This window comes from Sphingobacterium sp. UBA865 (genome assembly GCF_002295765.1).
Lineage (GTDB): Bacteria > Bacteroidota > Bacteroidia > Sphingobacteriales > Sphingobacteriaceae > Sphingobacterium > Sphingobacterium multivorum.
Genome location: NZ_DBGB01000042.1, coordinates 268,117 through 291,650, shown reverse-complemented (window position 1 = coordinate 291,650; position 23,534 = coordinate 268,117). Strand labels below are relative to the sequence as shown.

Here is a 23,534-nt window from a genome sequence, read left to right as displayed (position 1 = left end):
AAAAAACGAATATTGTGAATAGAGTTCTACTTATAGATGACGAAGAGAAGCTTCGGAAATTGCTGGCCAAAATTATTAGCCTGGAAGGTTTTGATGTGATCGAGGCTGCTGACATTAAATCGGGGTTAAAAAAGCTTGAAGTCAGTGATGTAGATGTTGTACTTTGTGATGTGAAGCTACCTGATGGTAATGGAGTTGAAACGGCTAAATTAATTAAAGAGCGGTATCCAATTGTAGAGATTATCTTATTGACGGCATACGGGAATATTCCGGATGGCGTTCGGGCGATAAAAAATGGTGCTTTTGAATACATTACGAAAGGAGATGACAATAATCGCATTATACCGTTGCTTTATAAAGCCTGTGAAAAGGTTGCATTAGCTAGAAGGGTGGAGCAGTTAGAAAAACGATTAGGCGACCGACTTTCTTTTGATAAGATTATTGGGAAATCCAGTGCAATAAAAGCGGCCATCGGCATGGCACAAAAAGTTGCTGTTACAAATACAACGGTCTTGCTAACGGGCGAGACCGGCACAGGTAAGGAGGTTTTTGCACAGGCAATCCATCAGGCGAGTTCAAGAAGAGATCGTAGTTTTGTGGCGATTAATTGTGCCGCATTTACAAAAGATTTGCTGGAAAATGAGTTGTTTGGCCATAAATCCGGTGCTTTCACTGGTGCGACTAAGGATCAACGTGGTTTGTTTGAAGAAGCGCATTTGGGGACTATTTTTCTGGATGAAGTCGGGGAGATGGCTTTGGAACTTCAAGCTAAAATTCTTCGTGTTTTGGAAACTGGCGAGTTTTTAAAAGTTGGGGACTCCAAACCAACGAAAGTGGATGTGCGCATCATAGCAGCAACCAACAGAAATCTCGAAACCGAAATTGCATCAGACCATTTCAGGAGTGATCTATTTTATAGGCTTTCTGTTTTCACGATTGAATTACCGCCATTGCGCGAGCGCATTGAAGATATAGCGACATTGGCGCAATACTACGCTGATATCTTTGCTTTAAAATCCAACTTGAAACCGTTGCAGATGACCCCTGAGTTTGTGCAGGCTTTGGAAGGCAACTTATGGCGGGGAAATATCCGTGAACTGAAAAATGTGATTGAACGCAGTGTGATTTTGAGTGAGGGTGGCGTATTAGGTGTGGAGAGCCTTCCTTTTGGTGAACGTGAGTATAGGGAAGGGGCAAACGTCTTGTCAAACTTTGCAATGTCCAACATGGAGAGGCAGCATATACAACGTGTATTAAAACATACGAATGGAAATAAAGCTGAAGCAGCTCGATTGTTAGAAATCGGCATCGCTACTTTGTATCGAAAAATTGAAGAATATCGAATCCAATGAAACTTAAAGCAAAGCTGACATTCGGGGTAGGATTTTTATTTTCTATGATCTTGCTGCTTGCGATAGTGAGTGGGTATTATGTTTATCGATTAAAAAAAGATACCAATAATATTTTAGTCGACAATTATAATACGCTGCATTATTCCAGAAATATGTTGCTGGCTTTGGAAGACCTTCATACGAATGGGAAGAGCATGGCGCTATTTGAAGATAATTTAAGACTCCAGAAGCGCAATGTAACCGAGCCTGGAGAACGGGCGGTGACCGAACGTATAGATCAACACTTTTTGAGTTTAAAGAAACAGGTGAAAGATGCAACAATTGCTGCTGACCTGCACAAAGATATATTTCAGTTAATGTATCTTAATATGCAGGCGATTGAACACAAAAATAATATTGCCAATGCAACAGCTGAAAAAGCAATTTTGGCCATCTCCATTGTAGGTGCGCTTTGTTTTATGATGGCATTTGTATTGCTTGTGAACCTCCCTCTAGCCATTGCTGGCCCAATTGTACAATTAACTGATAGTATTAAACAAATTGCTGCTGGGAACTATAAAAGGAGACTTCACTTTAAGCGAAAGGATGAATTTGGAGAAGTGGCGCATTCGTTCAATACAATGGCTCAAAAGCTCGAGGAATATACAGAAAGTAAATTGGGTAAGATCTTGCAGCATAAAAAGAGAATTGAAGCGCTTATTGATAATATGCATGATGCCGTTATAGGGATAGATGAGGAAAAAAGAGTGCTTTTTGCAAATGAACCCGCTTGTTTGCTCTCGGGGTTAAAACACGCAGAATTTGAAGGGCAAAAATTAGCGGAAATAGCATCTTCCAATGATTTACTTAATAAGCTTCTCGATAAGATTGACTCTTTAAATCAGAAATCTGAGCGTCTGGATTTAGTTCAGATCTTTGCCTATGGAAAAGATAACTACTTTGAACTGGAGGTTATCGACATTAATGTTGTACCAACGGGAGAGGAGAGTTCGCAGTTTATTGGACAATTTATTTTGTTGAAGAACGTGACAAGTTTTAAGGAACGTGATGTCGCAAAAACAAATTTTATTGGAACGGTATCTCATGAACTGAAGACTCCAATCGCATCAATACGCATGGGGATCCAATTGCTCGAGAATAAGCGGATTGGAGCGTTGAATGAAGAACAAAAAGACTTGCTTGAAGGAATTGCTGATGATACAGAGCGACTTCTGAAAATTACGGGAGAACTTTTGGATATTGCACAAGTGGAGAGTGGTACCATTCAGATGAAGCTGAATCCGGCGACAATCGGACCGATTATAGATTATGCCCTGTTAGCCAATCGTTCAATGCTTGACCAAAAGAAAATTCGACTACAGGTTGAACTGGAAGAGGAACTGCCGATGGTTTTTATTGATAACGAGAAGACCGCATGGGTATTGACGAATCTACTGTCCAATGCAATTCGTTATTCCGATGAAGGGGGGGCGATTTGTCTTGCTGTCAAAAGAATGGGCGCCAGGGTGCTTTTGCGTGTTGAAGATCAGGGGCAAGGAATCCCGGTACAATATTTAGCGAAGATTTTTGATCGGTATTTCCGTGTTCCGGGGGGTACAAAGGAAGGAACAGGCTTGGGGTTAAGCATAAGCAAGGAATTTATCGAAAGCATGGGGGGAGAGATTGATGTGCAAAGTGTTTTTGGTACTGGAAGTGCATTTTTCGTTTACCTTCCTATTGCACCGCTTAAACAATCCACTTAAAAAAAGGAAGAGCTCCATGAGAAGCTCTTCCTTTTTTGCTTTACGAGAGATTGAAAGATCCTGCAGCTTGCTACGCAGAGGCTGCAGGATCGGCACCCGCTAAAGTTTTATTTCATTGTCATCGATAAGTTTTGCATCACGTGTATTTTTTTGTACTGCGATAGCTGAAAAAATACTCAATGAGAAGGACATGGCATAGAATCCTTTTTCACTTAACAGCAGATCCGCGTTCCATAGGCCTACAGTTAATAGCACGACCGCAGCAATTGTTGCAAACCAGCTTAAACCATAGTACAATTCGGTAACAGCTAGTCCTTCTGCTTTATCTCTTACACTTTTTTGAACGGAGATAACCGCAAATAGCGCAAATAGTAAAATTGTAAAATAATACCCTTTTTCATTTAATGCCATTGTTGCATTCCATAAACCTACACAATAGCCAACGGTACCAACCAATAATGCAGTCCAGGAGGCTCCGATAAATGCTCCTGTTGGTTTAAATGGGTTTCTTTTGTCTAAATTTCTTTCAGCCTTTTTTTCTTCAATCATGTTTTTTAGCGGTTCCATAATTTTCTTGTTTTAGTTTTAATTTGTTGTTGTTTTATGATTCAAATATCGATAGGAACTAATTATTTTAAAACTTGAATTTATAAGAATACTGACGATATAATTTTGTTTAATATATTTGTTTAATTCTAAATTTTAGCTATGGCGGACGCGATATCGGATCTCCTATTATTATTGAATAAAGATGATATTAGGGATTTTAAAACCTTTTTGAAACAAAAGAATAAGCGAAATGATGTGAAAAATATCAAGTTACTTGATATTATAGAAACTGATGATATAAATAAGCTAAAAAAGTTATATGATCCCATTAAAAACCGGGATGCTTATCACGCATTGAGGAAAAGACTTCATGATAGTCTTTTGTTTTTTCTTTCAAATAAGGTTTTTGAACGAGACAACAGTGAAGCCCACGAAGCGTTGAGATTATTTGTTGTGGGCCGTTTTCTATTGGAAAGTCAGTTCATTAAGATTGGATTCAAATGCCTTCAACGGGCTGAGGACAAGGCTCTTGTTCTGGAGCAGTTTAGTTTGCTGAACGAAATCTTGCAAATCAGACTACAATATGCACATTTAGATTTGAATGTCAATTTGGAATTGCTTATCGATCGTTTTACCGAAAATCAGCAAAAACTGCAGCAAGAAGCAAAATTTCAGATTGCTTATGCGCTATTGCGTTCAGCATTGCAGGATATTCATTTGAAAGCAAAAATAATTGATATCAATAAGTTGATTTTGAGTGTACTGAGTAAATACAGTATTTCTTTGGATGATCTCTTATCATTTAAATCACTCTATCAACTTCTGTATATTGCAAATGAGTATGCCGCAATACATCAAAACTATACACTGGTTCATTCTTTTTTAAAAACAGCAGATAATTTTTTGATGAAGTACGATGAACCATCGGCGCATCAGCTATTTTACTATCTTCATATTTTGTATTATCTGGCCAATTTTAATTTGAGGAACGGATTCTTTAACGAGAGCATCGGGTATTTAGAACGCTTGAATGAAGTTTTATCTCAAGGAAATACGGTTTTTCGAGTCCAGTTTCAGCTGCGGTGCCATTTGTTGATGGCATTGAATTTCCATTACCTTGGCGATGGAGTAAAAGGTCTTTCCGTGTTAAGGGCGGGGATTAAGCAAGCCTCACCAAAATCAAGTGAGGTTGATCTTGCGGATTTACAGTTGTGTTTAGTGATGTTTTTAACGCAATTTGAAGATAAAACAGCATTGATTGAGCTTCGGCAGTTGATTCGAACAGATGCTTGGTACGAGAAGAAAATGGGCATGTTGTGGACGATTCGGAAGAGTCTGCTTGAAATTCTGATCCATATTCAATTCGATCACATCGATTTGGCAACCTTGAAATTAAAAAGCTTTGTCGGTAGGTATAAAAAATACTTGCTGAATGTCAAGGAAAACAGAGTGATTGATTTTGCCAAATTGGTAGAGAAATATCTTTTAAATCCAGCAGTTATTCAAGGGAAATCCTTTCGGGCAGCTGTTCAAACTATGGCGGAGGACAAAGAAAATAAAGATTTATTTATTATGGGATTTATTGCTTGGTTGAAAGCTCTTATTGTATCTCAAAGTCCGTATCAGGTTTTATTGAATTTGATCAAAGAGGATAGCCGGTGATCAATAATAAATATGTAAGACGATTTGTTTCTTTGAGGAGTCAATCAGGTTCTGTAGTCTTTTGTAGAATTCGACGTTTACCATAGGACAGCCTTCACTGAGACATATTGGATCTACTTGTTCATCGTAAGGCATGCGGTCATATTTGTGTAGAACGATGTTTCTAGCATATGCATTGCTATTGGAGCTATCTAAGCCATATAATTTATATGCTTTTCCAAATTTACCGTTATACGAGCTGCCGATAGCATAACTACCTAGCGATGTCGCATGAGAGTTATCCGTATTACTAAATTGCAAAAGATTCTTTTTTCCGGTTTCGGAGCCGGATCCATGTGCCACTAGCCCTTGATCTAGAATCCGATCTGTTTTTAGATCGACGACAAAAAAACGATTTCTTCCCGAGGGTCTTTTCATATCCAAGAGAAAGGATATGTCACTATTATACTTTTTGTTGTTTATGATGCGTTTTTTTACGTTCGTTATTGCCATCGTATAGCGAAAGGCGTCTGAAGGAGCATTTTCTTCCTTATCAACAACGGCTAAAAGCGTGTTTTTTTGAATGGTTTTGTATGTGATAAGGCCAATTCCAAGGATAATAACCAAAAGAATGATTTTATTCATGTAAATAAAGCATAATTCATCAAGTACTTTTAGTAGAACTTATGGCAGTTGTACGGGAGACCTATTCTATTTGTTTATAAAATCGTTCGAAGGTTTTCCAGTATTTATCTTTGTAGATGCTATAATCAATTTGAAGAATTTCCCTGTATTGTTCAATTAATCGATCGATCACTTGTGAGGCTTTTCGGAATTCTGTACAAGCCAGGTAAATTTCCCTTAGGCTATCGGCAGTTTCTCGACCGATATTAAGAAATCCAATATCATTTGGAAGACTATTCATTAATTCTTCTTCATATTTATCCATTAAATCGTAGGTCTCCTGATCGGGCATACCATTGGTTGTTGTTCCGTCATAACTAATCTTTAATGTAACTATCCAGGGATGAGAAGCTTTTCCATCCCAGTCCAACAAGGTCGTATTTATGATGGCAAAGATGGGTAAGTCATTCTCCAGGGTGCCCTCAAAAGCGGTGTATGTATCATCTGCAGTTAGGTGTCTAACGTCGGTATATTTTTCCACAAATTCCTTTTCCCGCCAGATCAAATAGTCTTTTAATTTAAGTAGTGGAATCAGCTCTTCTGCTGCAAGCTCTTTTGAGGTTACATTTAGGTTGTCTATGGCTATGATCGAGTTCAATTCACCAATGTAATTGTCGAGAAATATTTCTATACCATGGGAAATATTGGCTTTATGCTCTTCCGTATAATCGGGGTGAACAATAACAATATCAACTTCATCCGGATGGTATTTATGTTGAATGGGGTAAAAAAACATATCCTTGATGTCAAAAGTGAAGCCATACATCGTGATTTTGAATTTTTCCATATCCGCAATAGCGGGTTTTAATGCGGTAAATTTCCAATGCGATAATGCTGGAGCAGAAGCGATCAGATGTTCTACGAACGCAATGTTTTTGATGACACCGTCAGGGGTGATTACAAGTTCTGCGGTGTTATCATCGTACATTCCCGTTAAAAAATACAGCTCCTTGCGAAGAGCATCGATCTTCGGCGAAAGTTTGCTGAAAAAATGCTGATCAATTTGTTCTCCAGCCTTGACGATTTGAAAAAATGCCTGTTCGTTTTTTTTAAACCAATCCCAAAACTCCGTTATACTGTCCTTTTTATTTTCTTTTTTAAAAAAAATAGTGTTCAAAAATCCCATAATTAATAGCTGTTTGATTGAATAATCAACGTGCGTATCTGTTACTCAAAGCGTTTTTTATAACCGTAGCGGAGAAAATGATCCGAATGAAACCATCATGAATACCTCTGCTCCTAAATTTAATTATATAATTACGATCAGGCAAGGGAATTTAAGTTTAAAAAAAAATGAACAAACAATTGTGTAGGGAGTTTGTTAGGATTATTGTTGGAATTAATAAATTAAAATTGGTCTTATGAAATTGAGCAAATTAACATTTTGTCTATTGGCAACTACGGTTGTACTTTCCTTCACGGCATGCAAATCAGGTTTGTCTGATGATAAGTTGGAAGAAAAGATCGAAAATGCACTCACGGGGCGTAAAACAGTCGACGTTGAAGTTGAAAAAGGGAAAGTTATCTTAAGTGGTACAGTTGCTTCCGAAGAAGAAAAGCAACAAGTGGAATCGATTGCTAAAACAGCAGGTGATAAAGACGTCAAGTCTATTCAAAACAATATTATCGTTAGCGCACCAGTGTCTTCAACGCCAGCTCCTATTGAGGTATCCAATAATGATGCGGTACTTGGCGCAGCAGTGAATACGCTTATGAAGGATTTTCCTACAGTACAGGCCAGTGTAAAGGACGGTGTGATCGCAGTTACAGGTACTTTGGAGCAAGCTAAGATAATTACTTTAAAACAAGGTTTGGATAACTTAAATCCCAAAAAAGTAGATTTAAGCGGTATTGTTGTCAAAAAATAAACTAGTGAAATTATGTCATTGCAGGAAAAATATAAGGTTCTTTTAGATACGGCACAGTCTTCAGGTGTAAATGACTTGAACTATGCCGAAATGGATGGCGTATTACAAATTCGTGGTACCGCACCAACAGCAGATGTGAAAAATAAGCTCTGGGAAATCTACGGTAATATAGATCCTAATTTCCAAACCGGAGATGTGGTCTTAAATGTAGATGTGGCTACAGAAGTGCCCGGAAGCCAGGTGAAAGTTATAACAGAAAATAGCAATTTGAACATTCGAAAAGGTCCCGGTACAGACCAGCCTATCGTGGGAAAAGCTGCTAAAGGAGAAATCATCACATTGATTAGTAAGGCTAATGATCAATGGTGGTTGGTCAGAACCAAAGATAATGAAGAAGGGTATTGTTATGCACAATATTTAGAGTCTGTTTAGTTCTCGAATGTTATTCATACGATGGGTACCAGTACCAATTGGCTTTGAAAAAAGGGGAGTTATTGATAAATAACTCCCCTTTTTTCATTTCACGATTAAGCTTGTCTGTTCTGCAATATGAGGGTACTACAGCATCTATCGTATTGGGGAATTGTTTGGAAAATCAACTGTACTTTAATTTTTGGTGTAATAATTGTATTACTATGATTGCAACAATTTTATTACATTATGTCGAAATCACGTTTTATCCTATTATTATGCTTGTGTTTAGCTGTTCAGTTGGGAGTTGCGCAAGAGTATGTTCGCTTGGACAAAGATCGTTATCAATTGCATTTGTCGGAATATCCAAAGGATACCATCCGGATACTAGAAAAAGGTAAGGAGACGAAATTGAAACAGGGTAAATATATTCTGCAGAAGAATCAATTTATGGGACTTTCCAATGCATTTATTACGATTAATCAGGATGGCATCGTCGATCGTGATTTTAAAATTGAAAAAGATGGGCGTACCGGTGATGTTATCGTAAGACATGGTGTATTGCAGCAAATGAATGTGAGATCTGCTGCCTTGCCAGACTTTCAATATATGATAACGGATAGTTCAAGTGTGCAGCGTAATTTTAAGAATGGGAAAATCAGTCAGGAAAAGACGGTATTCTACCGAGCTGCCAATAGGGGTAAAAAAGTGACAAAAGTCTTTTTTGATAATTATTACACGGTTGAAAATGATTTTGACCATACCAGAGCCGACTATCGATTAGACAATACGTTGATGTACAGTGCCAAATTGAATTGTGGTGGTCAGGTACAGGAATCAAAGTCATTTGATGCCAATGGTCAATTACTAAAACATACCTATCGGAAAGCTAAAATTGAATACACGGATCTATATCAGAATAATAATCTTGTTGAGCGGAAATATAGCGTTAATAACTGCTTTTACCATGAGTATTTTAAGAATTCATTGTTAGTGCAAAAGGTCGTGGAGAAAAAGGATAAAGGGAATACAGAAAAGTATGTTTATAATGGAGCGGGAAAATTGATGGATAAAAATACGGGTGGATAATTTAAAAATGCATATCCAAGCAAGTGTGGATGCGAATATTTTTGAATTTAAAAAATATAGCGCTACCTTTGTCAAACAATGAAGAAAATGAACAACATATTACGTCTTCCATTTTTCTTTAATTATTATCTCCCGATAATCGTTCGGGACCCCTATGCCTATTAAATTAAGAAATTCAATTATTATTTATAGCTAAGCCCGAACATAACGTTCGGGCTTTTTTTATTTTATATCACACCATGTTAAAAGAGTTAGCAGAAAATATCGAGATTATTTTACCGAAGGAGGGACTTGCATCGAAGTTGAAGGAGGCTGAAGAAAAGAACCGACCACTGATTATAAAACTTGGTTTTGATCCAACAGCTCCGGATCTTCATTTAGGGCACGCTGTTGTGTTAAAGAAACTACGGCAGTTTCAGGAACTGGGGCACGAAATCGTGATCCTCGTTGGTAGTTTTACAGCCCGTATCGGCGATCCTACAGGAAAAAATAAAGCCCGTAAGCCTTTGCGCCAGGATGCGATCGCTCACAATGCGGCAACCTACATTGCGCAACTGTCTAAAATTATTGATGTTTCAAAAGCGAAAATTGTTTTTAATGGAGACTGGTTGGATCAATTAAATTTTGCAGCTGTTATCCAGCTGGTATCGAAAGTCACTGTTGCACAGTTGATGCAACGACATGATTTTAATAAGCGTTTTAACGAAAACCAATCAATAGCCATGCATGAATTGCTTTACCCGATATTGCAGGGCTTTGACTCCGTACATGTCAATAGCGATATCGAAATGGGGGGAACGGACCAGCTATTCAATTGCGCGATGGGCCGGCAGCTGCAGGAATCATTTGGACAGGATCCGCAAATCGTGCTGTGTATGCCGTTATTGCGCGGGCTGGATGGAAAAGAAAAAATGAGTAAATCATTAAACAACACGATTGGTCTTTTGGATGAACCGAATGAAATGTTTGGTAAAACCATGTCTATTCCTGATCATTTAATTCCGGAATATATTGACTTGACTACTGATTTCAATCAGGAAACCAAACTTAGCATGAAAACCCGTATTGAAATGGGGGAAAATCCAATGGAAATTAAGAAACTTATTGCACAGAATCTAGTTGCTCAATACCATGGCGACGAGTTTGCGACCAGTGCTGTTGATTATTTTGTCAGGCAATTTCAGCGCAAGAAATTGGAAGAAAAGGTCTTTGAGGAGGTATCGGGTCAACTATTGCGCGACCAGTTTGGTGAACAAGTTAAGCTGGTCGATCTATGTCATTTCCTAAAGGGGGGAACAAAGTCAGCTATGCGAAGATTGATTATGGGCGGTGCGGTGCAGATTGATACGATAAAACAGCTGAATGCAGAGCTAATGGTTGACTTGAATGTGTGTTTTAAAATTAAATTAGGAAAAAGAACTTATTTTAAAGTTATTTAGTAAGGTTTGTGAGGGTATACTTTTGTAATATTTTGCTAAAAGCCGTAAATTAACGTAAAGATTCTTTCTTAAACCATAAATAATTTCTACCTTCATATAGGAGTCTCATACTTTATTTTCATACCAATTATAGATGGAAACATATAATAATATTGTTTTGGAGCGGTTGCCCAAACATTTGAAACGCTATGTAGTAGCCCAACGATATGAACGTTACACCGCGCTGGATCAAGCATTGTGGCGTTATGTCATGCGTCAGAATTATTCTTTTTTAAAAGATGTAGCCTATTACCCCTATATTCCTGGATTGAAGAAAGCGGGATTATCCATTGCGACCATCCCGAACCTACAGGACATGAACGATAGTCTAAAATTAATTGGCTGGGGGGCAGTGACAGTGGATGGATTTATTCCGCCGGCTGCTTTTATGGAATTTCAGGCACATCGCGTACTTGTTATTGCTGCAGACATACGTCAATTGGAACATATCGAATATACACCGGCACCAGACATTATCCACGAATCTTCGGGACATGCACCTATAATCGGTGAGCCAGATTATGCGACATATTTGCAGTATTTTGGGGAGGTTGGCACGAAAGCACTTTCTTCGGGCAAAGATTTTGAACTCTACGAAGCTATTCGTCACCTATCTATTTTAAAAGAACACGCTACAACAACGGCGGCTGAGTTGGCGGAAGCAGAGAAAAATTTGCAGATCATTCAAGATAATATGGGCGAGCCTTCGGAGATGGCATTGTTGAGCAGGTTGCATTGGTGGACTGTGGAATACGGACTTATTGGAGATCTTCATAACCCCAAAATTTATGGAGCTGGTTTACTGTCTTCCATTGGAGAAAGCGCAAGCTGCATGCAGAAAGATGTGCCTAAGTTGGCGTATGGTTTAAATGCAATCGAATATCCTTATGATATTACCAAACCACAACCACAGCTATTTGTTACACCGGATTTTGAACACCTAAAGCTCGTATTGGATAAATTTGCTGATACCATGGCTTTTCGCGTAGGGGGCAAACAGAGCCTTGACAAGGCAATAGACTGTAAAGCTGTTTGCACTGTGGAATATAGTTCCGGTTTGCAGGTGTCGGGCGTTTTTAAGTTGGCCAACGCGGATAAAAATCTCTCTTATATTCAAACACAAGGACCTACAGCTTTGGCTGTAGCGGGTAAACAACTTGAAGGCCATAGTATAAATTATCATAGTGAAGGGTTTGGCTCTCCGGTGGGACACTTGCTAGGTGCCGATCGTAACTTAGCCGATTTTGATGAAACAACATTGATTCAATATGGTATAGCGGAAGGGCGGCAGTGTTCGTTAAACTTTGCTTCTGGGATTATTGTATCAGGAATTGTTCAAGGAGTTGTACGTCATTTGAGTAAGATTGTTTTGATTTCATTTACCGGATGTGAGGTATACCGTAGCAATGGGGAAGAGGTGTATTTTAAACCTGAATGGGGAACATACGATATGGCTGTCGGAGCAGAAATTGTATCTGTATTTGCGGGCGCTGCAGATAAAGATGCCTATGATTTGGTTGAGGAGCATTTGGATCAGGCTCTATCTTCAGTACCTACCGAAACGGAAGATGTTAAACTAGTGAAGTGTCATGCTGCGATACGGAATTTGCGGGACAACGGATTTAATCAAAAGATCTGGCTGGAAATTTTCAGTCAATTGGGGCCGGAAAATGCAGATCATTGGTTAGGTTTGGTTGAATTATTTGAAATTGCCTGGGCTAATGATGAAGCGCAATTATCTACTCAGGCCGAACAGAGGCTCTTGGAATTTATTACCCTATATCCAAATTTGAAAAAACTGATTCGCGATGGACTGCGTGTTGCTAAAGAGGAGGCTTTAAATAATCACTAAAATATCAGCTGAGCAATAGGAAAACTAATTGGCCTTTAGCATTGAGTTCTAGAAAATAGGACGGTCTAAGAGTTTGAACGTACTATTTTCTGAAACTTAATTATACTAGCCCCTTAATAAAATTTGCCACGCTTCATGAAGTTTGCCCGCATCTAATAGTTGGGCAGCGTATTCATGAACTTTTTGCGTGAATTTTGATGGGCTATCTTCGAAATTTAGCTTCAGATAGTTGAAGTATTTATCTTCTTGCTGTGGGTCTTTTATTGTTGGTTGTGTTTCAACATTAGCCAGCAAGCCCAGGTGATTTCCGGTCAATACAGTCGAAAATCTAATTTTTTCTGGAAGTTGAGCGGTAATTCAAGGTTGGGGTAATGTTGCTGCCGCAGCGGCATTTTATCTGTCTAAACTTGGTGTAAAAATAGTTGGTATAATTGATCGCGTCGGCGGACTTATCAATCCGGAAGGATTTGGAGAGGAAGAGATTACCCTTTTGCTTTTAGAACGCAAAGGCAATGAGCTTTGTTCTCCGGATTTGATTTCTTTCGATCAGATACAGAAAGAAATATGGAGTCTGGAAACGGATATTTTTGTGCCTGCTGCGGCCTCCCGTTTAGTGTCAAAAGATCAGATCCAACAGCTGATAAATCATGGGCTTGAGGTGATCGCGTCAGGTGCCAATGTACCATTTGCAGATCAGGAGATATTTTATGGTCCTGTGATGGAATTCGCAGATCAGCATGTTGCGGTTATACCAGACTTTATTGCCAATTGTGGTATGGCGAGAGTATTTGCTTATTTAATGCAACGGAATATCGAAATCAGTGATGATGCAATTTTTTCGGATGTTTCCAGCGTAATTTTTGAAGCACTAAAGAAAATTAGGTCGGTTTCTTCTAAAAAGACTCATATTTCATCGAGAGCATACGAAATTGCATTAAAACAGTTGGTAGAAGCCGGAAATTAACCGTAAGAGGCTAAATTCTAATTTGCTTTTGCCGCAACATTATAAAAAAAACACTTGAAGCGGGGAACTTCAAGTGTTTTAACTAACCAATTATTAACCTAAATTTATGAATGCTTAAAACATTGCAATACCTATGCCAAAACTTATTTTCTTAGCATGAACATATTGTCATTTTTTTGTTATTAAAATTTTCTGCCTGAAATTCGATTTTTTTGAAGTTTAGTTGAGAGATCAAAACAGCGTAGACTAAAAAAAACTCGTTGTACAGTTTTCAAAAACTGATGCTCTGAATGATTTTTTTTGTTTTGTATTTGTCTTAACGTGTTGATAAACAAAAACTCCTGAAGCGGGGAGCAACAGGAGTCTTCCTAACCAATTATTAACCTAAATTTATGAAAAGTACCTATATAACGTAGTAAGTTCAAAAAATGTTTCAGCTGATTGTGTATTTTTTTAATTTTTAACATTTTTTGACTATTTACTGTTGAATTTCAATAAAGTGTACTACTATTTATTTTGTTTTCTTTTTAGGGGAAATAAAAAACCTGTTAGCGGGGACTAACAGGTTTTTTATAAACTAACTAAATTATTAACCTAAATTTATGAAACTATTGAACAATATTCAAGAAAGATGCCAATGTGCTGGATCCGTTGGCTGTTTAACGATTTTTAACAGCTGCTTTTCCGACAAGAAGGGGAGCCTCTAATTCTGCAGGACAATCCATTTAATTTTCAAACCTTTTATTGCTCATAAGCGTTTATCTAAGCAAAAGGGGCAGCAATCCATGCTGTCTATTTGACACAAACTGTTTAAAAAAAAAGGTACATGTCTTTAACATATCGCTATCAATTTGAAAATGACGATAGCCCATTTTGGGCTTTTGCCATTCATGATGGCCATCAGGTCGATGCGCATTTGATGCCCTACATGAATATTGCAGAAGAGGAACGATTACGCGAAGAGGATCCTTATACAGCTATTTTGGCGGAATTACCTTGTAATCGATTTGTATCTGGAACTTCCAGGTTTCAATTGGATCTTAATCGAAAACGAGAAGATGCTATTTATCTTTTGCCTGAGCAATCTTGGGGGATACAGGTATGGCGAAGAGATCTACCCAATGAACTAAAAGATCAGCTGTATGCTGCCTATGATAGCATGTATGAGGAAATAAGCCAAGCGATTCAGCGTACGATTGATCGTTATGGTTATTTTATCGTGTATGATATTCATAGTTATAATATGCGTCGCGGGGGACCTCAAACTAGTGTGAATAATGCCGCCGACCCTCAAATCAACATTGGGACACAACATAATCACGAAAAATGGCGAATGCTGACTGATCAGGTACTGGAAGTACTACAGACTGGAAAAGATGGACAAGTTTACGACGTACGCGAGAATGTGAAATTTAAAGGCGGATTCCTTTCTGCGTATTTGAATGATAAGTTTGGCGATAAGGGCTGTATTTTTTCTATCGAATTTCGGAAAGACTTCATGGACGAATGGACCGGAGAAGTATTTCCGCAAAAGCTTCAGGAGTATAAGCAACTTCTCTTGCACAGCATTGGAACACTGGAAAATTATTTTGCCTATGAAAGATAATGCGAAACAACTTGCTGGCATTTTAAAAATGATCAAAAATAAGGAGGTTTTCCACGTACAGATTCCCCCAAAAAACAAACTGGTCTTTAATCAAGTTGTTCCTTATCTGTTTTTATACAGACAGTTTTTCAGTCAAGACCCTATGCTGGCAGAGTTGGTTAAATCAGAACCAGCTTATTTTAGGGTAAGAGATCCGCAGATGAATGTTTCTGAATGGATCGCTCCAATCCTCAATCAACTTGTCGAAGAGTTTGGTGCTTGTTTGATTATTGAAGCTTGGGCCGCAGATCCGGCACAGGAGGAAGATATCCAAATTCATATTGCGCGGAAAAATGTACAGGCTATCGCTCAGTATCTAGGCAAGCAACTGCTCACAGAAGAATCGATTTCCAACGTGGAAATACTGACAGATTCCAAAACAAATGCAACGCAAAGTTTATCTCCTTCGAGCGTACAGTTGGATAACCTGAACACCAATATATTTTATATGGGGCTGGAGATAAAACCGAAATACCTTTTAGGGATAAATCAGCAAATTTTACCGATTGATCTGCGTCATTTCCGTGAGGCCATATCCAGGAGTCTGTCGAAAACATTCTTTGAATTCATTCGCATACATACCTTATCTAAACCTACAGCATTTAAAATAAGCCAGCCTAAAAAGATGCTTCCTTTAGCTTGGGAGATTGATCAGAAATTAGCACGGGAAAGCCAACGATTTGATTTTTTATTATTGGTTACGCCAACAAATTCGTATGATGCCTGGCAGCAATTCAAGAAAGGAAATTACCGAAAAACCCCTGTTTTTCGATATAGACCCATGCCCATTGATCCAGATATTATCAAGAGAAACCTCTATAACTTGCATATCGAAGATTTATTTGATCCTTCCATTGCTTATTTGTTTCGTGATAAACGCAAGGAGCTTGATCAGATGATGACCATGCTGAGTGAGCGGGGAAAAGAAGGATTTTTGTTGGGCAGCATGCAGGTCTTTGGTACTGTCAATGAAAAATTACTAGAAAAGGCACAAGCAATTTTGACAATTACAACAACGGATCGAGAAGTGAGAACGAAAGAAGAGGACATTGTCTATGCCGAGGAATTTGCCAAGCTTGCCCAGGAAGAATTCGATTATCTGAAAAACCAAGATCCAAGCTTTGGCACCACAGTGAGGCTACGGGATGATATTTATGGTGTGATGGTCAATCAAGGTGTACTCAATATAAGTAAGCAGTATAGTTTGCCGCGGAATAGGGTCAAGGCACTGATTCAACATGAGGTCGGTACACATATCGTTACGTACTATAACGGCAAGCAACAGCCGTTCAGTCTCTTTCGATTAGGAGTTCCCGGTTATGAAAAACTTCAGGAAGGCCTCGCCGTACTTGCTGAATATTTGGTAGGGGGCCTGACAAATAATAGACTACGTATTCTGGCAGGCCGAGTTATCGCTGTCCATCAGATGCAGCAAGGCGGTTCATTTATTGATACATTTTCCGTCTTGGTAGACAAGTATCAATTTTTGCCAGAAACAGCTTTTCAAATGACAATGAGGGTCTATCGAAGTGGTGGGCTTACCAAAGATGCATTATACTTGAGTGGTTTAATCGAATTGACCAATTATATCAAGAGTGGACGAGATCTATCCCTATTGACGATGGGTAAAATCCGCGAAGATTATATACCAATCGTAGAAGAACTTATGTTAAAGGGGGTATTGAAAGCCCCGACCCTAATCCCAAGGTATCTAATGGATCCATACAAGGATGCCTTGTTACACCTCAAAAAAAGTAATGGAATATTTCAAATGATTCAGTAATCAGATATTTTATATGAAGATAGCATTCATGATCAACCAAACCCATAAAGAAACTGCTCGTTTCACGACAACCCTTTTGGCGTTGAAGGCCCATCAAATGGGGCATGAAATTTATTATATTGGCTTGGCCGATTTCTACTATGAGTCAGCCTATATTGCCGCCCATGTACGAAAAGTACTTCCTGATCAGATGCTTACTTCTACTAATCAACTCATGGAGGTATTGCGCACAACGGAAAAAACTAAAATGATTTTGGAAGATATGGATGTGGTTTGGCTACGGTTTGATCCAGTCCTCGATATGGTTAGCCGACCTTGGGCTGCCGCTTCAGCCCTACAATTTGCCGCTCTCCTAAAAGAAAAAGGTGTATTGGTTATCAATGATCCCGATAGCCTTAGTCGGGCTAGTAATAAGTTGTATCTCGAGGGATTTGATGAATCTATTCGACCTAAAACAATTGTAACCCGAAACTATGCCGATGTCATTGAATTTTTTGAACAACAGAATAAGCTTATTATTTTGAAACCCTTGAAGGGGTCCGGCGGTAAAAACGTGTTTTTAATCAATAAGGATAATCAGCAAAACCTCAAGCAAACTGTAGAGGCTATTGCCCGAGATGGTTATGTGATTGGCCAGGAATATCTTCCGGAAGCTGCCCGCGGTGATATTAGATTCTTTTTACTAAATGGAGAGCCTATTTCGATCAATGGCAAGTATGCTGCTGTTCATCGCGTGCAACAGGGGGATGAGATTCGGAGCAATGTGCATCAAGGTGCAAAGACGCAAGAAGCTATTATTTCACCGGAGTTATTGCTTATGGTTGATAAGATCCGGAATAAATTAGTTCAAGACGGAATGTATTTTGTTGGTTTGGATGTGGTAGGAGATCGTATTATGGAAATCAATGTATTTAGTCCGGGGGCATTATGCCAGACGGAAGAAATTGTAAAAGAAGATTTTTCGGCGCTTATTATTGAAAAATTAGCGGAGAAGGTTGCTTTCAGAGAACGAGGTTGATGACAATTGTATCGATGAAAATTGATGTTGTTGAAATCGCTGCGGGAGTGCTAAGTTAATGATTTGCGGTAATTATGAATTTGAAATGAATTACAGGAATTAAATTCTTGTTATTTTTGAAAAAAGAAAAATATGCTGATTATCGATTCTCCATCCCGCAACGCCTATTTTAACATCGCTTCAGAGGAGTATTTATTTGGTAAATTTCCTGAAGAGGATATTTTTTTACTCTATGTAAATGACCCTTCAATTATCGTGGGTAAATTTCAGAATACCTTGTCCGAAATCAATCTTGATTATGTCAACGAGCATCAGATTAAGGTTGTGCGACGAATGTCTGGCGGTGGTGCTGTTTATCATGATGCTGGAAACTTAAATTTTTCTTTTCATGCCTTATTGGGAAATCATGATTTTATGGATTTTTCGACCTTTACCCAGCCGATTGTACATATTTTGAACAAATTGGATATCCCTGCAAAATTAGAAGGAAGAAATGACCTCCTGGTAGATGGGAAGAAGTTTAGTGGAAATGCCAAGCTTGCAAAAAATGGGAAGATGATTCAACATGGTACGATATTGATTGATTCGCAGATGCAGGTATTAAGCGATGCCTTAAAGGTCAATCCATTGAAGTTTGTAGATAAGGCGGTAAAATCGAATCGCGCACGTGTCACAAATTTAATTGAATATCTACCTGCTGGTTTTACGACTGGAGTTTTTAAGGAATTGCTGATTGAAGAAATAAAACGTGAGAATCCAGCAGCCAAAATGATTGAGTTTACCGCTTCGGATATTGAAAATATAGAAAAATTGGTCGAAGAGAAGTATGAAACATGGGATTGGAACTTCGGTTTTTCACCAAATTATAACTTTAAAAAAGCAATTAAGATCCCAGCAGGATTCATCGAGTTGCATTTGGATGTACATAAAGGATACATTGAAAGGGCTAAAATTTTCGGTGATTTTTTTGCATCCCGATCAATTCATGAACTTGAAAATTTATTGATTGGTGAAAAGCATGAAGTAGGAGAAATTGATAGCTTACTGAAATCAATTGATTTGACGGCGTATTTTGGTAAAGTTGAACCCGCAGAAATTCTTACCTTGTTTAAATAGAAAATGTAGTATTGCCCGATACGGGTGTTAATTAATAAATATATGCCTTGGAATCCAGTTGTATACAATCAATTTAAAGATATCCGTTTTAAACCGTTTTATGATTTATCTGAGCTAATTACTGCCGATAAAATGGAGCATGCAGTCGATTTAGGTTGCGGTACAGGTGAACAGACAGCTATCTTAAGCGAACAATTTTCTCAAGCGACCTTTCTTGGGGTAGATTCTTCTGCGGAAATGCTTTCTAAAAGTCATAAGTTGGAAACGGAACGTCTAAAATTTAGGCAAAGTTCCGTTGAGAACTTCATTGCAGAGCCAAAAACATGGGATCTTATATTCAGTAATGCTGCTTTACAATGGCTGGAAGATCATCAGGTTCTTTTCCCTCAAATTATTTCTAAGCTTAATGTTGGCGGGCAATTGGCGATACAAATGCCTTATCAGCCCGAAAATATACTCAATAAAATTTTATTCGAATTGGCGACGGAAGAACCCTATCGATCCTATTTAAGGGGCTGGAATAGGCCTTCTTCGGTATTGGATATTGATACTTATGCGCAATTGTTATTTGATAATGGCCTGGATCAATTAAACCTTTCTCTTCGTGTATATCCGCTCATTGCTGCTGATGCAGATATGCTTTACAATTTTATCGCTGGGTCTGCTTTGATTCCTTACATGGAACAATTGGAGGAAGATAAGAAGCCTATGTTTGTAACTGAATTTAAAACACGCATCAAAAAACATTTTACTAAATTTCCAGCGATCTATTCTTTCAAGCGCATTTTATTATATGGGCGTAAAGGGTAATTCACATATCGATCAGATCGGACCAATGGGCAGCTGTGATCGTAGCCAAGTCTGTTGGGGCTAAAATAATCTGAAGCCCCCTTTTTCCTGCGCTTACCGAAATCGCTGTCTCCAATTGTGCGGCCTCTTCAATAAAGGTTGGGAACTGTTTTTTCATGCCAATAGGTGAACAGCCACCACGAATATAGCCGGTCACCGTTAAAAGGTCTTTCATCGGGAGCATTTCGCAGTTTTTATTCCCAGAGGCCCTCGCTATTTTTTTTAGGTCGAGTTGTGCATTTCCGGGAACTACGGCGACAATGTATGGATCTTTGTTACCTTTTAATACCAAGGTTTTATAAAGGGTCTCGGGCGACAAACCTAGGGTTTCGGCGACATGCGCAGCGCTGACGTCCTGTTCGTCAACCTCATATGCTCTGAGTTCATACGTTATTTTTGCTGTGTCCAACAGGCGAACAGCATTTGTTTTACTCGACATTCCCTAGCCTTCTTATTTCTTATTAAAATAGTTCGTTATAGCATCTAGCGCGTATGCATTCAAACAGTTACTTGCTTGCAGACCACCCTTTTGCGCCACCAATACACCATATTGCATATCGTGTAATCCCTCGGTACGATGGGCATCGGGATTGATGGAAAGTAAAACTCCTTTTTCCACTGCATAACGGTGCCATCTCCAATCCAGATCTAATCGTAAAGGATTTGCATTTATCTCAATGACAACGCCATTTGCCGCACAAGCATCGATTACCCGTTTAAAATCTAAGGGATATCCGGCTCTACTTAATAATAGTCTTCCTGTTGGATGGCCTAAGATTGTTGTATACGGATTTTCGATCGCTTTGATTAGTCTTGTTGTGGCTTTGTCTTCGTCCATTTTCAGATTGGAGTGTACGGAGGCGACAACGAAGTCAAACTTAGCCAATACCTCATCGGGATAGTCTAATGAACCGTCACCTAGAATATCAGATTCAATTCCCCTGAAAATCTTGAATGGAGCCAATTTTTCGTTTAAGGTAGCAATCTCATTCCATTGTTGTTCCAATCGCTCAATGGAAAGGCCGTTGGCATAGACTGCAGTTCGCGAGTGATCGCATATACCCAAATATTCTAGCCCCAGGACATCTTTACAATGCACTGCCATTTGCTCGAGGCTATGTACGCCGTCACTATAGGTGGAGTGATTGTGGAGTGTTCCCCTGAGATCTTTGTATTGAATCAGCTTTGGCAGTGTATGAGTTTGGGCCTGCACTATTTCATTCAAGCCCTCTCGTAATTCGGGTTCAATATAATCTAAACCCAAGTTACGGTAAATGGCCTCTTCACTGGAAAGTGAAGGTAGATCCGGTAGAATATTAAATAGAAGATCGAGATGTGCAGTGGATCCGGTACTAAGAATCAGGTCGCGATAAAAATCATTGATATTACTACTGAATACTTTGAAAGTAAAACCCAATTCATCGGTCAGTTCTATGGAGTTTTCTGTTTTTTCCACTAAAGTAAATCCATCGAGGAATTTTTCGACGTTGTCTATACTTTCCGATATTAAAAGATCTACGGTACTCAAAACCTCGCATTTTCTTCTGAAATCTCCTGTAAATGACAGCAGCGAAGAAGGGAAATGCAATTTCAATTCGTTGAAAAATTTTTCTGCCAGTGGAAGTACTTTCGCATATAAAAACCATCCTTTGTTGGAAATAGAAAACTCAATGGATTTTTTGATGTCTTCCTGCGTTTTAAGACCAAACCCTTTTGCTTCTACGAGACGGTTTTCATTACAGGCGTAAAGTAATTCGCCGACACTTTCAATCTCGAGTTCTTTCCAGATAATTTGAATCTTTTTAGGGCCAAGGCCCTTAATATTTAACATTTCAATAATACCGGACGGTGTGTTTTCAATAAGATCCTCAAGCTCTTTGAAAGTTCCCGTAGCAGCGACTTCTTTGGCTTTTTCAGCAGTGCTTTTTCCTATTCCAGGTTGTGCACTCAATTCTTCAAGACTGGCCTCTTCAATACGGAAAGGTAGCTTGTCCAACTTAAAAGATGCACTTGCAATGGATTTTGTTCGAAAAGGATTTTCGTTGTGAAGCTCCATCAATTGGCTACATAATTTGAAAATTTTTGAGATCGCTTTATTGTCCATCGTATTTGAATTGTTAAGCTACAAATATCTTAAATTTTAGGTCAAAATAACAATTCAAACGCGGATATTATAGCGTTAAATAATGTAAAAAAGCGACTTTGAATGCCTGTTTTTCTCTATTTCTTGAAATTAACAACAAAGTGACAAATGCATGTGCGCTTAACCAAACATTTTGGCTATGTTTGCCGTTTTTGGGTGTTAAAATTGGAGTTATTTTGTGACTATCCTTTAAAAAACATCCCTATTCAATAGTAAATTAACATGATAGCAGACATTAGTGACAAAGAAATCAGTGGACTTTATAAAACAGGTATTATTCAACAAACGGCTTATTGGTCTGCAGTAAAAAAAATGCAAGGTATACAATCGAAGGCATTTAATTTTAAATCCAAACAATCCGATCTGTATGTCGGAGTCGACGACGATACCTATTTTATCGGTGATCTATTAATTATTATACAAGCCATAGATCAGGAACATAGCATAGCCTATGTACCTTATGGACCTGAGATTGAACCTTCAGATGAAAACCAGGGCTATTTTTTAGAACAGTTGTCGGAAAGTTTACGTTCCCATCTGCCACCAAATTGTATAATGATACGCTATGATTTATCTTGGGAATCACATTGGGCTAAAGAGGATGATTGTTACGATCTTCATGGTAACTGGCTAGGGGTGCCGGAGAAACGGATTCAGGAAATGCGCTTTAATTTTAACACAGAAAACTGGAACTTTCATAAAGCCAATACGGACATACTTCCTTCAAACACGATTTTTATGGATCTTAGAAAAGGGGAGGACATCTTGCTTGGAAATATGAAATCTAAGACACGGTATAATATCAATTTAGCAGAACGAAAAGGCGTACGTGTGCGTTCGCTGGGGCTTGAAAGTTTGGCGGTTTGGTATGAGCTTTATCGGCAGACAGCTCTTCGAAATAACTTTTTCTTACATGATATAAGCTATTTTAAGATCGTTCTTTCTGCAAGGGCAAGTGATACATTATCTCCCGCAGATGTCTATCTTTTAGTGGCTGAAGTGGATAACCAGCCTTTGGCCGCTATGTTTTTGGTGATTGCGGCAAATCGGGGGACTTATCTATATGGAGCTTCTGCTTCCGAAAATCGTAATTATATGGCGACCTATGCTTTGCAATGGCGTGCTATGCAGCTTGCGAAAGAAAAAGGTTGTACAGAATATGATTTTTTTGGGGTATCGCCACAGGCAGATCCTTCACATCCTTTATATGGGCTTTATCGTTTCAAAACAGGATTTGGTGGTGAAATCTACCACCGTATGGGCTGTTGGGATTATCCCTTGGACAATAGGAAATATCAGTATTATGCTTCAATGGAGTTTAAAAATCAGCGCTATCATTTGAGTTAGTAA

At 38.6% G+C, this 23,534-nt stretch carries 21 protein-coding genes; 15 read left to right on the top strand and 6 right to left on the bottom strand.

Features of this window, described 5'->3' with window-relative positions:
• The first annotated feature begins 14 nt into the window (after positions 1 to 14).
• Positions 15 to 1,352, top strand: a complete 1,338-nt coding sequence (locus B2O97_RS24295) for a sigma-54-dependent transcriptional regulator (RefSeq protein ID WP_112374412.1) — start codon at positions 15 to 17, stop codon at positions 1,350 to 1,352.
• The gene (locus B2O97_RS24290) at positions 1,349 to 3,094 is read left to right on the top strand and encodes a sensor histidine kinase (protein ID WP_115047852.1); all 1,746 of its coding nucleotides are present in this window, start codon (positions 1,349 to 1,351) and stop codon (positions 3,092 to 3,094) included. Before B2O97_RS24295 ends, B2O97_RS24290 begins: the two co-directional genes overlap by 4 nt.
• 99 nt (positions 3,095 to 3,193) lie before the next feature.
• On the opposite strand, the gene yiaA is transcribed toward B2O97_RS24290, so the two are convergent.
• Positions 3,194 to 3,661, bottom strand: coding sequence for an inner membrane protein YiaA (gene yiaA, locus B2O97_RS24285; RefSeq protein WP_046675653.1), 468 nt, complete (start codon positions 3,659 to 3,661; stop codon positions 3,194 to 3,196).
• 141 nt (positions 3,662 to 3,802) lie between these two features.
• Between yiaA and B2O97_RS24280 the strand changes: the two genes are divergently transcribed.
• Positions 3,803 to 5,305, top strand: coding sequence for a hypothetical protein (locus B2O97_RS24280; protein WP_115047854.1), 1,503 nt, complete (start codon positions 3,803 to 3,805; stop codon positions 5,303 to 5,305).
• Here the strand turns inward: B2O97_RS24280 and B2O97_RS24275 are convergent, their stop codons facing one another.
• The gene (locus B2O97_RS24275) at positions 5,306 to 5,929 is read right to left on the bottom strand and encodes a murein L,D-transpeptidase catalytic domain-containing protein (RefSeq protein ID WP_201639462.1); all 624 of its coding nucleotides are present in this window, start codon (positions 5,927 to 5,929) and stop codon (positions 5,306 to 5,308) included.
• 61 nt (positions 5,930 to 5,990) lie between these two features.
• A complete protein-coding gene (locus B2O97_RS24270) occupies positions 5,991 to 7,094 on the bottom strand; it encodes a DUF695 domain-containing protein (protein ID WP_286768307.1) in 1,104 nt (367 codons plus the stop codon).
• A 235-nt stretch (positions 7,095 to 7,329) separates the two neighbouring features.
• Here B2O97_RS24270 and B2O97_RS24265 point away from each other — a divergent pair, with 235 nt between their 5' ends.
• From B2O97_RS24265 to B2O97_RS24245, 5 genes are all read left to right on the top strand, one after another.
• Entirely contained in the window at positions 7,330 to 7,836 is a 507-nt protein-coding gene (locus B2O97_RS24265) for a BON domain-containing protein (RefSeq protein WP_115047859.1), read from the top strand.
• A gap of 12 nt (positions 7,837 to 7,848) precedes the next feature.
• Positions 7,849 to 8,268: an SH3 domain-containing protein gene (locus tag B2O97_RS24260; protein ID WP_046675658.1), complete on the top strand. Its 420-nt coding sequence runs from the start codon at positions 7,849 to 7,851 to the stop codon at positions 8,266 to 8,268.
• A gap of 228 nt (positions 8,269 to 8,496) precedes the next feature.
• On the top strand, positions 8,497 to 9,336 hold the full coding sequence (locus B2O97_RS24255; RefSeq protein ID WP_115047861.1) for a hypothetical protein: 840 nt from the start codon (positions 8,497 to 8,499) through the stop codon (positions 9,334 to 9,336).
• Between the two features lie 239 nt (positions 9,337 to 9,575).
• On the top strand, positions 9,576 to 10,775 hold the full coding sequence (tyrS, locus tag B2O97_RS24250; protein ID WP_070569280.1) for a tyrosine--tRNA ligase: 1,200 nt from the start codon (positions 9,576 to 9,578) through the stop codon (positions 10,773 to 10,775).
• 133 nt (positions 10,776 to 10,908) lie between these two features.
• Complete coding sequence (locus tag B2O97_RS24245) at positions 10,909 to 12,666, top strand: aromatic amino acid hydroxylase (RefSeq protein WP_201639459.1); 1,758 nt, start codon at positions 10,909 to 10,911, stop codon at positions 12,664 to 12,666.
• Positions 12,667 to 12,771: 105 nt separating this feature from the next.
• Here B2O97_RS24245 and B2O97_RS24240 read toward each other — a convergent pair whose 3' ends face one another.
• A complete protein-coding gene (locus B2O97_RS24240; RefSeq protein ID WP_286768306.1) occupies positions 12,772 to 12,981 on the bottom strand; it encodes a hypothetical protein in 210 nt (69 codons plus the stop codon).
• Positions 12,982 to 13,021: 40 nt separating this feature from the next.
• Here B2O97_RS24240 and B2O97_RS24235 point away from each other — a divergent pair, with 40 nt between their 5' ends.
• The 6 genes from B2O97_RS24235 to B2O97_RS24210 all read left to right on the top strand — a co-directional run bounded on the left by B2O97_RS24235 (position 13,022) and on the right by B2O97_RS24210 (position 20,002).
• On the top strand, positions 13,022 to 13,630 hold the full coding sequence (locus B2O97_RS24235) for a hypothetical protein (RefSeq protein ID WP_286768338.1): 609 nt from the start codon (positions 13,022 to 13,024) through the stop codon (positions 13,628 to 13,630).
• 826 nt (positions 13,631 to 14,456) lie between these two features.
• A complete protein-coding gene (locus B2O97_RS24230; protein WP_201639456.1) occupies positions 14,457 to 15,236 on the top strand; it encodes an N-formylglutamate amidohydrolase in 780 nt (259 codons plus the stop codon).
• Entirely contained in the window at positions 15,226 to 17,058 is a 1,833-nt protein-coding gene (locus B2O97_RS24225) for a flavohemoglobin expression-modulating QEGLA motif protein (protein WP_053003900.1), read from the top strand. Before B2O97_RS24230 ends, B2O97_RS24225 begins: the two co-directional genes overlap by 11 nt.
• 13 nt (positions 17,059 to 17,071) lie before the next feature.
• Positions 17,072 to 18,076 carry a glutathione synthase gene (locus tag B2O97_RS24220; protein WP_286768305.1) on the top strand — a complete coding sequence of 335 codons (1,005 nt, stop codon included), beginning with the start codon at positions 17,072 to 17,074 and terminating at the stop codon, positions 18,074 to 18,076.
• Between the two features lie 132 nt (positions 18,077 to 18,208).
• Positions 18,209 to 19,192 carry a lipoate--protein ligase gene (locus tag B2O97_RS24215; protein ID WP_286768304.1) on the top strand — a complete coding sequence of 328 codons (984 nt, stop codon included), beginning with the start codon at positions 18,209 to 18,211 and terminating at the stop codon, positions 19,190 to 19,192.
• A gap of 42 nt (positions 19,193 to 19,234) precedes the next feature.
• A complete protein-coding gene (locus B2O97_RS24210) occupies positions 19,235 to 20,002 on the top strand; it encodes a methyltransferase domain-containing protein (RefSeq protein ID WP_286768303.1) in 768 nt (255 codons plus the stop codon).
• 1 nt (position 20,003) lies between these two features.
• Here B2O97_RS24210 and ybaK read toward each other — a convergent pair whose 3' ends face one another.
• Positions 20,004 to 20,480, bottom strand: a complete 477-nt coding sequence (gene ybaK, locus B2O97_RS24205; protein WP_286710308.1) for a Cys-tRNA(Pro) deacylase — start codon at positions 20,478 to 20,480, stop codon at positions 20,004 to 20,006.
• 12 nt (positions 20,481 to 20,492) lie between these two features.
• Positions 20,493 to 22,145 (bottom strand): DNA polymerase/3'-5' exonuclease PolX, encoded by a 1,653-nt coding sequence (locus B2O97_RS24200; protein WP_286768302.1) that lies wholly within the window; start codon positions 22,143 to 22,145, stop codon positions 20,493 to 20,495.
• A gap of 261 nt (positions 22,146 to 22,406) precedes the next feature.
• On the opposite strand from B2O97_RS24200, the gene B2O97_RS24195 reads away from it, so the two are divergent.
• Complete coding sequence (locus tag B2O97_RS24195) at positions 22,407 to 23,531, top strand: lipid II:glycine glycyltransferase FemX (RefSeq protein ID WP_286710309.1); 1,125 nt, start codon at positions 22,407 to 22,409, stop codon at positions 23,529 to 23,531.
• Positions 23,532 to 23,534 lie beyond the last annotated feature (3 nt).